General features: G+C 69.8%; 11 protein-coding genes. 4 read left to right on the top strand and 7 right to left on the bottom strand.

The window, feature by feature from the left end; genetic code table 11:
• The first annotated feature begins 242 nt into the window (after positions 1 to 242).
• Both WFG93_RS01510 and WFG93_RS01505 read left to right on the top strand, forming a co-directional pair.
• Complete coding sequence (locus WFG93_RS01510) at positions 243 to 2,390, top strand: ATP-dependent Clp protease ATP-binding subunit (RefSeq protein ID WP_336644549.1); 2,148 nt, start codon at positions 243 to 245, stop codon at positions 2,388 to 2,390.
• Positions 2,391 to 2,651: 261 nt separating this feature from the next.
• A complete protein-coding gene (locus tag WFG93_RS01505) occupies positions 2,652 to 4,115 on the top strand; it encodes a nucleobase:cation symporter-2 family protein (RefSeq protein ID WP_336644548.1) in 1,464 nt (487 codons plus the stop codon).
• 89 nt (positions 4,116 to 4,204) lie between these two features.
• Here WFG93_RS01505 and WFG93_RS01500 read toward each other — a convergent pair whose 3' ends face one another.
• On the bottom strand, positions 4,205 to 5,590 hold the full coding sequence (locus WFG93_RS01500; protein WP_336644547.1) for a glucose-6-phosphate dehydrogenase: 1,386 nt from the start codon (positions 5,588 to 5,590) through the stop codon (positions 4,205 to 4,207).
• A 77-nt stretch (positions 5,591 to 5,667) separates the two neighbouring features.
• Here WFG93_RS01500 and WFG93_RS01495 point away from each other — a divergent pair, with 77 nt between their 5' ends.
• Positions 5,668 to 7,464: a glycoside hydrolase family 15 protein gene (locus WFG93_RS01495; RefSeq protein ID WP_336644546.1), complete on the top strand. Its 1,797-nt coding sequence runs from the start codon at positions 5,668 to 5,670 to the stop codon at positions 7,462 to 7,464.
• Between the two features lie 76 nt (positions 7,465 to 7,540).
• On the opposite strand, the gene WFG93_RS01490 is transcribed toward WFG93_RS01495, so the two are convergent.
• The 4 genes from WFG93_RS01490 to WFG93_RS01475 form a co-directional block, all read right to left on the bottom strand.
• The gene (locus WFG93_RS01490; protein WP_336644545.1) at positions 7,541 to 8,128 is read right to left on the bottom strand and encodes a nitroreductase family protein; all 588 of its coding nucleotides are present in this window, start codon (positions 8,126 to 8,128) and stop codon (positions 7,541 to 7,543) included.
• Positions 8,129 to 8,231: 103 nt separating this feature from the next.
• Positions 8,232 to 9,338 (bottom strand): ABC transporter permease, encoded by a 1,107-nt coding sequence (locus WFG93_RS01485; protein ID WP_336644544.1) that lies wholly within the window; start codon positions 9,336 to 9,338, stop codon positions 8,232 to 8,234.
• A complete protein-coding gene (locus WFG93_RS01480) occupies positions 9,335 to 10,219 on the bottom strand; it encodes an ABC transporter ATP-binding protein (protein ID WP_336645043.1) in 885 nt (294 codons plus the stop codon). Before WFG93_RS01480 ends, WFG93_RS01485 begins: the two co-directional genes overlap by 4 nt.
• 90 nt (positions 10,220 to 10,309) lie before the next feature.
• Positions 10,310 to 11,485, bottom strand: coding sequence for a benzoate/H(+) symporter BenE family transporter (locus WFG93_RS01475; protein ID WP_336644543.1), 1,176 nt, complete (start codon positions 11,483 to 11,485; stop codon positions 10,310 to 10,312).
• A gap of 129 nt (positions 11,486 to 11,614) precedes the next feature.
• Here WFG93_RS01475 and WFG93_RS01470 point away from each other — a divergent pair, with 129 nt between their 5' ends.
• Complete coding sequence (locus WFG93_RS01470) at positions 11,615 to 12,181, top strand: NADPH-dependent FMN reductase (protein ID WP_336644542.1); 567 nt, start codon at positions 11,615 to 11,617, stop codon at positions 12,179 to 12,181.
• A 49-nt stretch (positions 12,182 to 12,230) separates the two neighbouring features.
• Here WFG93_RS01470 and WFG93_RS01465 read toward each other — a convergent pair whose 3' ends face one another.
• Positions 12,231 to 12,941 (bottom strand): response regulator transcription factor, encoded by a 711-nt coding sequence (locus tag WFG93_RS01465; RefSeq protein WP_336644541.1) that lies wholly within the window; start codon positions 12,939 to 12,941, stop codon positions 12,231 to 12,233.
• A complete protein-coding gene (locus tag WFG93_RS01460) occupies positions 12,938 to 14,245 on the bottom strand; it encodes a sensor histidine kinase (protein WP_336644540.1) in 1,308 nt (435 codons plus the stop codon). Before WFG93_RS01460 ends, WFG93_RS01465 begins: the two co-directional genes overlap by 4 nt.
• Positions 14,246 to 14,313: the final 68 nt, after the last annotated feature.

Raw genomic sequence — 14,313 nt, 5'->3', positions numbered from 1 at the left:
CGCCGTGGGCGTACCAGTTGCCCCAGACGAGGGAACGGGCGAAGGGGGCGGTGTCGCGGAAGATCCGTCGCGCCATGAGCGGCCCCCTCATCGTCGAGTTCACAGGTGGTCTGAGTGACTGACGCACACACTACGCCACGCCCCGCCGACGGTCAACCGCATGCGCTTGCCAGACGGCGCAGACGGCAGTAAACTTGAGTCAACACCACTCAAGTTTGAAGGAGTCCCTCCAGGAGGAGCGAATGGCCAACCCCGCCCAGACCGAAGAGCAGCAGAGCGCCCTCGAGCAGTTCGGCATCAACCTCACCGACCGCGCCCGCCAGGGCAAGCTCGACCCGGTGATCGGCCGCGACAGCGAGATCCGACGGGTGAGCCAGGTGCTCACCCGTCGCACGAAGAACAACCCGGTGCTCATCGGCGAGCCCGGCGTCGGCAAGACCGCCGTCGTAGAAGGGCTCGCGCAGCGCATCGTCGCGGGAGACGTCGCCGAGTCCTTGAAGGACAAGGAGCTCGTCGCGCTGGACATCTCGGCGCTCGTCGCCGGCGCGATGTACCGCGGCCAGTTCGAGGAGCGACTGAAGAGCGTGCTCAAGGAGATCACCGAGTCCGACGGCAAGGTGATCACCTTCATCGACGAGCTGCACGTGCTGATGGGCGCCGGTGGGGGCGAGGGCTCGGTCGCGGCATCCAACATGCTCAAGCCCATGCTCGCGCGCGGTGAGCTGCGCATGATCGGCGCCACCACGCTCAACGAGTACCGGGAGTTCATCGAGAAGGACGCGGCCCTCGAGCGCCGTTTCCAGCAGGTGTACGTCGGGGAGCCGACCGTGGAGGACACCGTCGCCATCCTGCGCGGCCTCAAGGGACGCTATGAGGCGCACCACGGGGTGACGATCTCCGACAGCGCGCTGGTGGCGGCCGCCGCCCTGTCCAACCGCTACCTGCCCAGCCGGCAGCTGCCCGACAAGGCGATCGACCTGATCGACGAGTCCATGTCTCGGCTGAAGATGGAGATCGACTCCTCGCCGGTCGAGATCGACGAGCTCAAGCGGCAGGTCGACCGGATGCGACTCGAGGAGCTCGCACTGAAGAAGGAGAAGGACGCCGCCTCGAAGGAGCGCCTCGCCGCGCTGCGCGAGCAGCTCGCCGAGCTCGAGCGCGAGCTGACCGGGCTGGAGGAGCGTTGGGCGCGCGAGCGTCAGGGCCTCAACCGCGTGGGCGAGCTGAAGAAGAAGCTCGACGACGCTGTCACCCAGCGCGATCTGGCGATGCGAGAAGCCGACTACACCAAGGCGTCCAAGCTCGAGTACGAGACCATCAAGCGCCTGCAGGCGGAGATCGCCGAGGCCGAGCAGGCCGAGGCATCGCTCTCCGATGAGGGCCGGATGGTCAACGAGCAGGTCACCGACGAGGACATCGCGGCGGTGATCGCCGCGTGGACCGGCATCCCCGTGGGTCGCCTGCTGCAGGGCGAGAGCGAGAAGCTGCTGCACCTGGAGAGCGAGCTGGGCCGGCGCCTGATCGGTCAGAAGGACGCCGTGAAGGCGGTGTCGGATGCCGTCCGCCGCTCGCGCGCCGGGATCAGCGACCCGGGCCGCCCCACCGGCTCCTTCCTGTTCCTCGGCCCGACCGGCGTCGGCAAGACCGAGCTCGCCAAAGCGCTCGCCGCGTTCCTCTTCGACGACGAGCACGCCATGGTGCGCATCGACATGAGCGAGTACGGCGAGAAGCACTCCGTCTCGCGACTGGTCGGCGCCCCTCCGGGGTACGTCGGCTACGAGCAGGGCGGCCAGCTGACCGAGGCGGTGCGCCGACGTCCGTACAGCGTGGTGCTGCTCGACGAGGTCGAGAAGGCGCACCCCGAGGTGTTCGACGTGCTGCTGCAGGTGCTCGACGATGGTCGTCTCACCGACGGACAGGGCCGCACGGTCGACTTCTCGAACGTCATCCTCATCCTCACGTCCAACATCGGCTCGCCGATCCTCATAGATCCGGTCATGTCGGCCGACGAGAAGCGCGAAGCGGTGATGGCGCTGGTGCGTCAGTCATTCCGGCCTGAATTCCTCAACCGGCTCGACGACATCGTGATGTTCTCGTCGCTCACGCAGGACGACCTCGCGCAGATCGTCGAGCTCTCCGTCGACTCGCTGCAGCGGCGCCTCGGCGACCGCCGGCTCACGCTCGCGGTGACGCCGGATGCCAGGGCGTGGCTGGCCGAGCGCGGCTACGACCCGGTGTTCGGCGCCCGGCCGCTGCGCCGGCTGATCCAGACCGAGGTGCAGAACCGCCTGGCCACGGCGCTGCTGTCGGGCGGCGTGCGCGACGGCGAAACGGTGCGCGTCGACGTCGCCGCGGACGGCTCGGGGCTGGTGCTCACCAGCCAGAGCTGAGAGAGGGACGAGTGCGCGTGATTTCCGCATCGTGGTAGCGCTCATTCGAGATTCGGAAAAAATCCTTGACTCGGTGGAAGGGATCGGTCATCATCAGATGTGCCTTCACCGCTGAAGGCACAGGATCAGCAGCTGGGGACCCGAGCCGACTCACGCAGTCGTGCCCCCTCGCGCCGTCGCCGCACCGGGTGCGGCGGCGGCTCCGCGCAGTGCCACGCAGTACTCATCCCCCCGCAACACTCAATGAAGAGGTCCACAAGAATGAGCAAGCAGAAGAAGGAAGCCCTTCGCCCTGAAGACGAGCGCCTGTCCCTCGGCGCCACCTTCGGATACGGGCTCCAGCACGTGCTGACGATGTACGGCGGCATCATCGCCCCGCCCCTGATCATCGGTCAGCTCGCCGGACTCAGCCCCGCAGAGATCGGCGTGCTCATCGCGTCGTGCCTCTTCATGGGCGGTCTGGCCACCATCCTGCAGACGGTCGGCGTGCCGTTCTTCGGCTCGCAGCTGCCGCTCGTGCAGGGCGTCTCGTTCGCCGGCGTCGCGACCATGGGCGCGATCGTCACCAACGGCGGCGGTCTGCCGGCCGTGTTCGGATCGGTGATCGCCGCCTCCGTCCTCGGCCTGCTGATCGCACCCATCTTCGCGATGGTCATCCGCTTCTTCCCGCCGGTCGTCACCGGCGTCGTCATCACCACCATCGGCCTCACCCTGCTGCCCGTCGCTGCGCGCTGGGCGATGGGCGGCAACGCCACCGCTGACGACTACGGCTCGCCGCAGAACCTGCTGCTCGCCTTCGTCACGCTGCTGTTCGTGCTGATCCTCAGCAAGGTGCCGATCGGCGCCGTCTCGCGCCTGTCGATCCTGCTCGCGATCGTCGCCGGCACGGTCTTCGCCGCGTTCCTCGGCCGCGTCGACTTCACTCAGGTCGGCGAGGGTGCGATCTTCGCGTTCCCGACGCCGTTCGCGTTCGGCTGGCCCACCTTCGAGATCGCCGCCATCATCTCGATGTTCATCGTCATCCTGGTCACCCTCACCGAGACCACCGCCGACATCCTCGCCGTGGGCGAGATCGTGGGCACCAAGGTCGACAAGAAGCGCATCGCCGACGGTCTGCGCGCTGACATGCTCTCCAGCGCCGTATCCCCCGTGTTCGGCACCTTCACCCAGTCCGCGTTCGCGCAGAACGTCGGCCTGGTCGCCATCACCGGAGTGAAGAGCCGCTTCGTGGTCACCGCCGGCGGTGTCGTGCTCGTGGTCCTCGGCCTGCTGCCGGTTCTCGGCCGCGTCGTCGGCGAGATCCCCTCGCCGGTGCTCGGCGGCGCGGGCATCGTACTGTTCGGCTCGGTCGCGGCATCCGGCGTCCGCACCCTCGCCAAGGTCGACTACCGCGGAAACATGAACCTGGTCATCGTTGCGGCCTCGGTGGGCATCGGCATGCTGCCGATCGCTGCGCCGACGATCTACGACCAGATGCCCGCCTGGTTCAACACGATCTTCCACTCGGGCATCAGCTCCGCCGCGGTCGCCGCGATCTTCCTCAACCTGCTGTTCAACCACGTCGGCGCACGCCGGGCGAAGGGCGCGAACAGCTTCGTGGCAGCGCCCACGCGCAGCATCCCCGTGGCCTACCTCGACGCGTTCGAGGACGGTGACTCGATCATCGACGGCAGGATCGTCGACCGTGACGGCAACGACGTGCCGGTGAAGGCGCTCGAGCACTAGCAGACGCACTGCTAAACGCCTCTGGCGGGTTCGGCTCGTGCCGGACCCGCCGGAGGCGTCTGCATGCCGGGCAGACCGGGACGCCGCGGTCAGTCCGAGTGCGAGGTCTTCCAGTCGTCGGGCCCCGTGGAGCCCGCCGGGTAGATCTCGAGGGGCACCTCGTCGCGCGCCCACGCGTCGCGCACGGGCTGGATGATCCGCCAGCACTGCTCGGCCTCGTCGGCACGCACCGAGAGGGCCACGTCGCCGCTGAGCAGTTCGTCGAGCACCTCCTCGTAGGAGCGCTGCTGACCCGCGCCGAGATCGGCGACCAGATCCTCGTCCCGCAGCGCGAAGGGGTCGTCGCCACCGGTGACGTGCAGGCGCAGGTGCATCTCGTCGGGGCCCAGCGAGAACGTCAACCGCCCCCCGTCGACGGGGGTGCCGGCCAGCCCCGGCGGCACGTGCCGCACCGGCTTGAACGTCACCACGATCTCGGACCACTTGCGCGCGAGCGCCTTACCCGAGCGCAGCACGAACGGCACGCCGGTCCAGCGATCGCTCGCGACCTCGAACACCACCTCTGCGAGGGTCTCGGTCTTGCGGGAGTCGTCCACGCCCTCCTCGTCGCGGTACGACGGCAGCTTGCGATCGCCCTGCCCGGGGATGTGCTGGGTGCCGGCGGTGTACTGCGCGCGTCGCGACTGGGTCTTCGGGTCGTCGTCCATCACGTGCGTGGCGCGCAGCACCGCGGCCTTCGCGTCGCGCAGATCGCGCTCGTGCAGGGTCGCCGGCGGATCCATCGCCAGCAGCGCGAGCACCTGCAGCAGATGGCTCTGGATCATGTCGATCAGGGCGCCCGCCTTGTCGTAGTAACGGGCTCGCCCCTCGAGGGCGACCGACTCGTCGAAGCGGATCAGGACCTGCTCGATGTGCTCGGCCGACCACACCGGTTCCCAGATGCGGTTGGCCAGCCGCACGCCGAGCAGATTCAGCAGCGTCGAACGGCCGAGGAAGTGGTCGACGCGGAAGATCTGCTGCTCGGGTACGAGCGCCAGCAGCTTCTCGTTGAGCTCACGCGCGCTCGCCTCGTCCTCCCCGAAGGGCTTCTCCATCGCCAGCACCGTGTGCTCGGGCAGGGTGAGTCCGGCCATCGCGTCGATGGCGGCCGCGGTGACCGCGGGCGGCAGCGCGAAGTACAGCACCGTGTTCGGCTCTACAGTGTCGACGAGGGATGCCACGGCATCCGCGTTCGTGACATCGGCGGTCATGTAATCCGCGATCTCGATGCGCGACAGCGCGTCGGGATTGTCGGAGAAGGCCTTCTTCACCTGCGAGCGCCATGTGTCGGCATCCCACTTCTCCGTGCCCGATCCGCGCAGGATCACCCGATGCTTGTGCTCCTTCGCGAGCAGCGAGGCGAGCGAGGGCAGCAGCAGCCGGGACGTGAGATCGCCCGAGGCGCCGAGGATGAAGAGCGTAGTGGTGGTGGACATGCGTTTGACGGTAGTCGTCGACGCGTCGAGCGCAAGGGGGGTGGAATCCTGGCGATGACGATGGGAGACTCCGGAAAATGGTGACACGGATCGAGGACTACGCCCTGCTCAGCAACTGCCGCACCGCGGCACTGGTGTCGCGAGAGGGCAGCATCGACTGGCTGTGCCTGCCCCGCCTCGACTCCGGCAGCACGTTCGGTGCGCTGCTCGGGGATGAGAGCCACGGTCGCTGGGAGCTGCGGCCGACCGACGAGGACGCCACGTGCACGCGCCGATACGACGATGACACCTTCGTGCTCGTCACGCGGTGGGAGAGCGCGGACGGCGTGGCGGAGGTGCACGACTTCATGCCGATCGACCCGCACCCGGCGGTGGCCATCCAACGCACCGACGTGGTGCGCCGCGTGGTGGGTGTCGAGGGCACCGTGACGCTGCGGCAGCGGCTCAGCCTGCGCTTCGACTACGCCCGGGCCATGCCGTGGGTGCGACAGACTGGGACGGACGAGCACCCGCAGCTGGTGGCGATGGCCGGCCCGAACGCGGTGATCGTGCGCGGACCGCGCCTGCACGCCACGAATCACGAGCACACCGGTGAGCTGACGGTGAGCGCGGGTCAGACGCAGGACGTGTCGCTGACCTGGTTCCCCTCCTACCGTCCCGTGCCGGATCGGCTCGACGTCGATCATGCCCTCGCGGTGACTCGCCACTGGTGGCAGAAGTGGGCCGATCGCATCGAGCAGTCCGGGCCGCATCGCGACCATGTCGTGCGCTCGCTGCTGATCCTGCGCGCGCTGACCAACCACGAGACCGGTGGCATCGCCGCGGCCGCGACGATGGCGCTGCCCGAGGACATCGGCGGGTCGCGCAACTGGGACTACCGGTACGTGTGGCTGCGCGACGCCGCACTCACGCTCGAGGCTCTGCTCGACCACGGCTTCCTCAAACTCGCCGAGCGGTGGCGCGAGTGGCTGCTGCGAGCGGTGGCTGGGGACCCGGCTGATCTGCAGATCATGTACGGGCTGGCCGGCGAGCGGGACCTCAGCGAGTGGGAGCTGGACTCCCTGCCGGGCTACGAGAACTCCGCGCCGGTGCGGGTGGGCAACGATGCCGCCTCGCAGTACCAGGCCGACGTCGTCGGCGAGGTGCTGGTGACGCTTTCAGCCGCGCGTTCGGCGGGGCTGAAGGAGTCGGAGTTCTCATGGCCACTGGAGCGTCAGCTGCTGCGCTTCGCCTCGGAGCAGATCGAGCGCCCCGATCACGGGCTGTGGGAGATCCGCGGCGACCCGCACATGTTCACGCACTCGCGCGCCATGATCTGGGCGGCGTTCGACCGCGGCGTGCGCGCGGTCGAGGAGCACGGGCTCGATGGTCCGGTCGAGCGGTGGCGCGGCCTGCGTGATCGCCTCAAGAAGGAGATCGACGAGCACGGCGTCGCCGACGGCCACTTCGTGCAGTACTACGGCAGCACCGAGGTGGACGCCTCGCTGCTGCTGCTCGCTGAGGTCGGCTTCTGCGACGCCGACGACCCGCGGATGCTGAAGACGGTCGAGCGCATCGAGCAGACATTGATGTACGACGGGCTGGTGTACCGCTACCGCACCGACACCGGTGTGGACGGTCTGCCCGGCGGTGAGAGCCCGTTCCTGGCCTGCTCGTTCTGGCTGGTGGAGCAGTACGCCGCGACCGGACGACGTGACGAGGCCGATGCGCTGATGGCGCGTCTGTGCGGTCTCACGAACGACGTCGGGATGCTGTCGGAGGAGTACGACCCGCGAGCCGGACGCCAGGTGGGCAACACGCCGCAGGCGTTCTCGCACCTGGCGCTGGTGCGCGCGGCGGACTCCCTCGCGCGCAGCGAGATGCGACCCCGCTGACGGACGGACCGCCTGGACGCGACTGCGCGCCGCCCTTGTCGGGGCGGGGCGCGGTCGCGGTCGGGTGCGGCGGAGGTCAGGCGTTGGCGATGATCGTCTCTCCGATGGGCCGGCGCATGCGCGGAGCGGTCTCGCCGCGCTGGATGCCCTCGGGGAGCGCGTCCGCGCTGCCGAGGTCGCCCACGGCGATCACGGTGGTGGGCAGGAAGCGCTGCTCGAGGCCGACCAGTTCGCGCACCTTCTCGGGGTCGAAGCCGCTCATCTGGTGCACGTGCAGTCCGTTGGAGTGCGCCTGGATCGACAGGTGCGCCACGGCCTGGCCGAGGTCGTAGACGGCGTGGGTGATCGCGGCGCCCTCGGCGTCCGCGGTCTCGGCGATCGCGACCACGAGCACCGCGGCGCGCGCGGCCCAGGCCTGGTTGAACTCGACGAGCGCCGAGACGACCCCGCGGTGCAGCTCGGTGCCGCGGCGCGCGACGATGAAACGCCAGGGCTGGGAGTTGTAGGCCGACGGCGTCCACCGGGCGGCCTCGAGCGCGGAGGCGAGCTTCGCCTCGTCGATGGCGGTCTCGGCGTCGTAGGCGCGGGGGCTCCAGCGGTCGGCGAGGATGTCGAGCACGGGATGCTCGGTCTGGGCGGTGCGGTCGAGGACGGGCGTGCTCATCAGATGAGGCCTTTCGTTGTGCGGATCGTTCAGGCGGACCTCATCGTCCGGACAGCACAACAAGTCTATGCGAGCGCATATTCCCCCGCCGCTCGTCACCCGCTCAACCGCGCAGCGCCTCGCCTAGCTTCACCCTGGCGCCCATCCGCAGCAGCGAGTTCTCGTAGATCTTCGCCGCGACGACGATGGCTCCCGCACACGTCGCGAGCAGGATCGCCAGCGACAGGGCGCCCTCCCACCACTGCGCCTCGCCGACGAACATCCGCACCGGCATCGCGACGGGCGCCGAGAACGGCACATACGACATGATCGTCAGCACCAGCGGGTTGTCGTTGAAGAAGATGACCAGGAAGTACGGCGCCATCACCAGCATCATCAGCGGCATCGTCGTGGAGCCGATGTCCTCCTGCCGAGACACCATCGCCGCTGCCGCGGCGTACAGCGAGGCCAGCAGCACGAACCCGAACAGGAAGAACACCGCGAACCACAGCACCGGTGCGCCGATCCCCGCGAGCAGTTCGTTCTGACCGGTCACGATGAGCCCCACGATGGCGATCGCGGCCAGCGCGACGATCTGCCCCATCGCCAGCACGGTGTTGCCGAGCACCTTGCCTGCCAGCAGCTCCCGCGTCGGGATGGCCGAGATGAGCAGCTCGACCACTCGGGTCTGCTTCTCCTCCACCACGCTCTGCGCGATCGTGCCGCCGAAGGTCGACGCGGCCATCAGGAACACCACGCCGAACCCGATCGCGACGAGATAGCGCAGAAGCGGATCCGTGTCGGCCGGCTCCAGCACCTCCACCTTCGGCACCTGCGACAGCTGCATCATCAGCGACGTCGGGGCGTCCTCTTTGGTCAGCACCACGAATCCGAAGCCGCTCTCGTCGCCCGGCACGATCGCCGCCGACACCTCGTCGTCCTTCACCAGCGTCTCCGCAGCCGACCGGTCGGCGACGAGTGTCGGCTCCACGTCGGGAAGCGCCTCGGCGACCGCCGCGGTCTCGGAGGTCACGGCGATGGCATCCGGGCTCGCGCTCCGGCTGGCCAAGCCGCCGATCAGCACTGCTGCGAGCGCGATCAGCAGCAGGATGCCGGTGGCGATCACGAACGCGCGGCTGCGCAGCTTCGCGGTGATCTCGCGCTCGGCGACCAGCCACACCGCCGAGGCGGGCAGCGGCGCAGGGGAGGGGGCGGGTCGGTCGGTGATCATGCGATGACCTCCTTGAAGATCTGGGCGAGAGAAGGGTGCTGCGGCGCGAAGCGCGAGACGGCGCCGCGCGCGACGGCCTCGTGCAGCACGCGCTGCGCGGTGTCGGCGGTGTCGACGTCGAACAGCGCCGTGCCGCCCTCGAAGTCCACGACGCTGACTCCCGGTTCGGCGCGCAGCCACCCGGCGTCCGCGGCGGAATCGAGCCGGTAGCGCAGGGTCGAGTGCAGCGCGCGCAGCTCGTCGCGCGAGCCCGCGGCGCGGATGGTGCCGCCGGCGATGATGATGAGATCGTCGCAGAGCCGCTCGACGACGTCGAGCTGGTGCGAGGAGAACAGGATGGCAGCGCCCGCGGCCGCCCGGCGCTGCAGCACCTCGGCCACCACGTCCACGGCCAGCGGGTCGAGTCCGGAGAACGGCTCGTCGAGGATGAGCACCTGCGGGTCGTGCACGAGCGCGACGGCGATCTGCGCGCGCTGCTGGTTGCCCAGCGACAGCGCCTCGATCTTGTCGTCGAGGCGCTCGCCCAGACCCAGCTCCTCGAGCAGGGCGGTGGCGCGCGTGGTGGCATCCGCTCTGCTGAAGCCGTGCAGGCGCGCGAGATACACCACCTGCTCGAGCACCTTCATCTTCGGGTACAGCCCGCGCTCCTCGGGCATGTAGCCGAAGCGCTGCCGGTCGTCGGCGCCGGCCGGTGCGCCGCCCAGCGTGACGGTGCCGGCGTCGGCTGAGAGCACGCCGAGGATGATGCGCATGGTCGTGGTCTTGCCGGCGCCGTTGCCGCCGACGAAGCCGGTCAGGCGGCCGGGGACGACATCGAAGCGGATGCCGTCGAGCACGGTGCGCGCGCCGTAGCTCTTGGTGATGCCGTCGAGGCTGAGGATGCTCATGACCTCCACGGTAGGGATGGCGCGCCGGCGCCGGCATCCCCCGCGCGGTTGATCGTGCGGCGGCGGTCGGCGCACGCGCTCCCCCTAGCGGCGGAGATGCAGCACCGTGCGCACGACCAGTCCCGCGACGAGTGCCCAGAACGCCGCGCTGATGCCGAGCACCGCGATGCCGGACGCCGCGACGAGGAAGGTCACGACCGCCGGCATCCGCTCGCCCGGATCGTCGATGGCCTGCTGCACGGCGGCGCCGAAGGCGCCGAACAGCGCGAGCCCTGCGACCGCGGGGATGACCGCGGCCGGGGCGAGCAGCACAAGGGCGACGAAGACGGCCGACAGCCCGCCCAGCGCGAGGTAGGAGACGCCCGTCGAGACACCGGCGATCCAGCGCCGCGCCGGATCCGGTTCCGCGTCGGGCGACGCGGCGAGGGCCGCGCTGATCGCGGCGAGGTTGATGGCGTGCCCGCCTGCCGGTGCGCACAGCGCGGTGCCCAGACCGGTGACGAGCATCGCCGGGCGCCACGGCACCTCGTAGCCGAAGCTGCGCATCACGGCGATGCCGGGCACGTTCTGCGACGCCATGGTGACGATGAACAGCGGCAGGGCGATGCCGACGATCGAGCCGACGGTGAACGTCGGTGCGGTGAAGGTGAACGCCGGCAGCAGCGCGATCGGCTCCGCCTCGGTTCCGGATGTCGAGATGCTCACCGCCACGACGACGGTCGCGGCGAGGAAGGCCGCCGGCACCGCCCAGCGCGGCGCGAGGCGCGTGCACACCAGCCAGGTGAGCACGACCGGCAGCACGCTCCACGGGTCGGCGACGATGCCCGCGACCGGGGCCAGGCACAGCGGCAGCAGCACGCCGGCGAGCATGGCCTGCGCGATCGACGGCGGGATGGCGGCGATGAGCGCGCCCAGCCGCGGCACGAGCGCGGTGAGCAGGATCAGCGCGGCGACCACGAGGAAGGCGCCGACCGCCGCCGGCCAGCCGCCTTCGACGCCGCTGACCGCGGCGAGCAGCGCGGCGCCCGGCGTCGACCAGGCCGACGTGATCGGCATGCGGTAGCGGCGGGCGAGGATGATGCACGCTGCGCCCATGGTCAGGCTCAGGGCCAGCAGGCCGCTCGCCGCCTCAGCGGGGCTCGCGCCGACGGCGGTGAGGCCGGTGAGCACGACGGCGAACGAGCTGGTGAAGCCCACCAGTGCGGTGACGACGCCCGCCGTGATCGGGCGGGCCGCAGTAGGGCGTGAAGCGGAAGGCATGAGTCCTCATCGGGCGGGATGCTTCGAGGCTATCTGTCGACGCCGGAGCAATTTACATGCACGGGAATATATTCCGGCGTCGCTCGGTTGCGTTCGGTGTCAGTTGTTCCCCCAGAGAAGGATCTCCTCATGGCCCGCACCATCGGTTACATCGTCGGCAGCATCTCGAGCACCTCCATCAACCGCACCCTCGCCGAAGCGCTGGTCAAGCTCGCGCCCGAGGGCGTGGAGATGCGCGAGATCGCCATCAAGGACCTGCCGTTCTACTCACCCGACCACGACGCGGACTACCCCGCTGCGGCGCGGGAGTTCAAGCAGGCCATCGCTGACGTCGACGGCGTGCTCATCGTCACTCCCGAGTACAGCCGCTCGATCCCCGGCGTACTGAAGAACGCGCTGGACTGGGCATCGCGGCCCTACGGGCGCAACTCCTTCGACCACAAGCCGACCGCGGTGATCGGCGCTTCCGCCGGCGGTGTGGCGACCGCGGCCGCGCAGCAGCACCTGCGCGCCATCCTCGGCCACTTCAACGCGACGACCATGGGTCAGCCCGAGGGCTTCATCCAGCTCACCCCCGGCCTCATCGACGAGAACCACGACATCACGGTCGAGAGCACCCGGGAGTTCCTCGGCTTCTACCTTCAGTCGTTCCTCGGCCTGATCGACCGCGCGGAAGCTGCCCGTCAGGCCGCCTGACCCTGCTGGCTCTCTGACCCTGTCGAAGGCCCCTGAGCCTGTCGAAGGGTCAGGTCAGCCCATGGCGGTGCGCCAGCACGATCGCCTGCACCCGATCGCGCGCGCCCAGCTTCTGCAGCACCCGCGAGACGTGCGTCTTCACCGTCGCCTCGCCGATGAACAGGGCGCGCGCGATCTCTGCGTTGCTGCGCGCATCCGCCATCAGCGCGAGCACCTCGCCCTCACGATCGGTGAGCGCCTCGGTGAGCAGGCCCCCGCCCCTCGCTCCGGTATGAGTTCTTGTCGCCTGCGACGGGGGCTCGGCGACAGAAACTGATACCGGAGCGGTGGGCGGTGCGGATGGCGCGAAGCGCGTGAGCACCCGCCTGGTCACCTCGGGGGCCAGCACGGCGTCCCCGGCGGCGAGCGCGCGCACCGCGCCGATCAGCTGCTCGGGGCCGGCGTTCTTCAGCAGGAACCCGCCCGCGCCGGCGTCGAGTGCCTCGAAGAGGTACTCGTCGCGATCGAAGGTGGTGACGATGGCGATCGGGGCGGTGATGTCCGGGTCGGCCACGATGCGCCGCGTCGCCTCGATGCCGTCCATGTCGGGCATCTGCACGTCCATCGTGATGACATCCGGATGCAGCTGCGCGGCCAGCCGCACGGCCTGGGCACCGGTGCCGGCCTCGCCGACGACGTCGATGTCGGGCTGCGTGCCGAGAATTGCCCGGAAGCCGGCACGCAGCATCACGTGGTCGTCCACGAGCAGCACCCGGATCATCGGACGCTCCCCGCCGGCATCCGCCCGGCTTCGATGTCTGCAGCGATCGGGTGCCCTGCGCGAGTCAGCGGCACGCGCACCCGCACCCGGAAGCCGCCCTGCGCGCGCGGCTGCAGCTCGATGTCGCCGCCCGAGGCCAGCGCGCGCTCGCGCATGCCGAGCTGGCCGAGACCCGGGCGCAGCGCACCGACCGTCCGCCCCGTGTTGACGACCTCCAGCTCGACGGCATCCGCGGAGTGGCGCACCCGCACGTCTGCAGTCGCGCCGGGCCCCGCGTGCCGGCGGGCGTTGGTCAGCGCCTCCTGCGCGATGCGGTACAGATTTACGCCGACCGTCGACGGCACGGGCACCGGATCGCCGATCACCGTGAAGTCCGTCGGCAGGCCGGCATCCCGAGACGCCTGGGCGAGCCGCGCGATGTCACCGAGTCCGACCGACGAGGCCGGCTCCTCCGCCGCGCGATCGCCGGGGTCGCGCAGCGTCTCGAGCAGCTGTCGGAAGTCGGAGATCGCGTCGCGCGACGCGTCTTCGACGGCCGCCAGCATCCGCTTCGCCGCGGCGGGATCGCGGTCGACCATCAACCGTGCCGCGCCCGCCTGCACCCCCATCACAGAGACGTGGTGGGCGACGACGTCGTGCAGCTCGCGGGCGATGCGCACCCTGTCGAGCGCGACGGCTTGCGCGGCGGTGCGGGCGCGCTCGGCCTCCAACTCGTCCGTGCGCTGCTCGAGCGCATGGCGCTCGGCGGCGGCGTGCCAGGAGCGCTCGCCGAAGTAGTAGGCGCCGCCGAAGTAGAGCACATTGATCAGCAGCTGGATCATCATGAACGCCACGAAGGGCGAGAACAGCCCCGCTGCCACATCCGCCTTGTCGGCTTCGGCGATCGCATCGCGGTACATCACCACGATGAGCCACACGAACATGGCCAGGATGATTCCCACGCGCACCAGCAGAGCCGCCCGCCGGTCGTTCATCCAGGCGCCCACCGTGTACAGGCCGATGAACATCGCGATGTTGGTCGCGTACAGCTCGGGAACCCGCAGGGTCACGCCGGTGAACATCACCACGGCGATGACGACCGCGACGGATGCCGGATACCGGCGACGCACGGTCAGCGGCGCCGACACGCCGACCACCACCAGCAGCGCCCACCACATCGGCGCCTGCTCGTCGCCGTACAGCCCGGAGACCGTCGACAGGCCCGCGCTGATCACTCCGCCGACGAGCATGACGGCGGCCAGCAGCAGGTCCTGGCGCCGATCGCGAGCGGTGGGCGTGCGCGTGAAGGGCGTGGGCTCGGACATCCCTCCACCGTAGAGCGCATGCCCGGCGGCCACATCCGCCGCGAGGGGGAGAGCCGCGTGGTGTGCGC

This window comes from Microbacterium sp. USHLN186 (assembly GCF_037145155.1).
In the GTDB taxonomy this organism is placed as follows: domain Bacteria; phylum Actinomycetota; class Actinomycetes; order Actinomycetales; family Microbacteriaceae; genus Microbacterium.
This window is presented reverse-complemented; position numbering and strand designations above follow the sequence as displayed.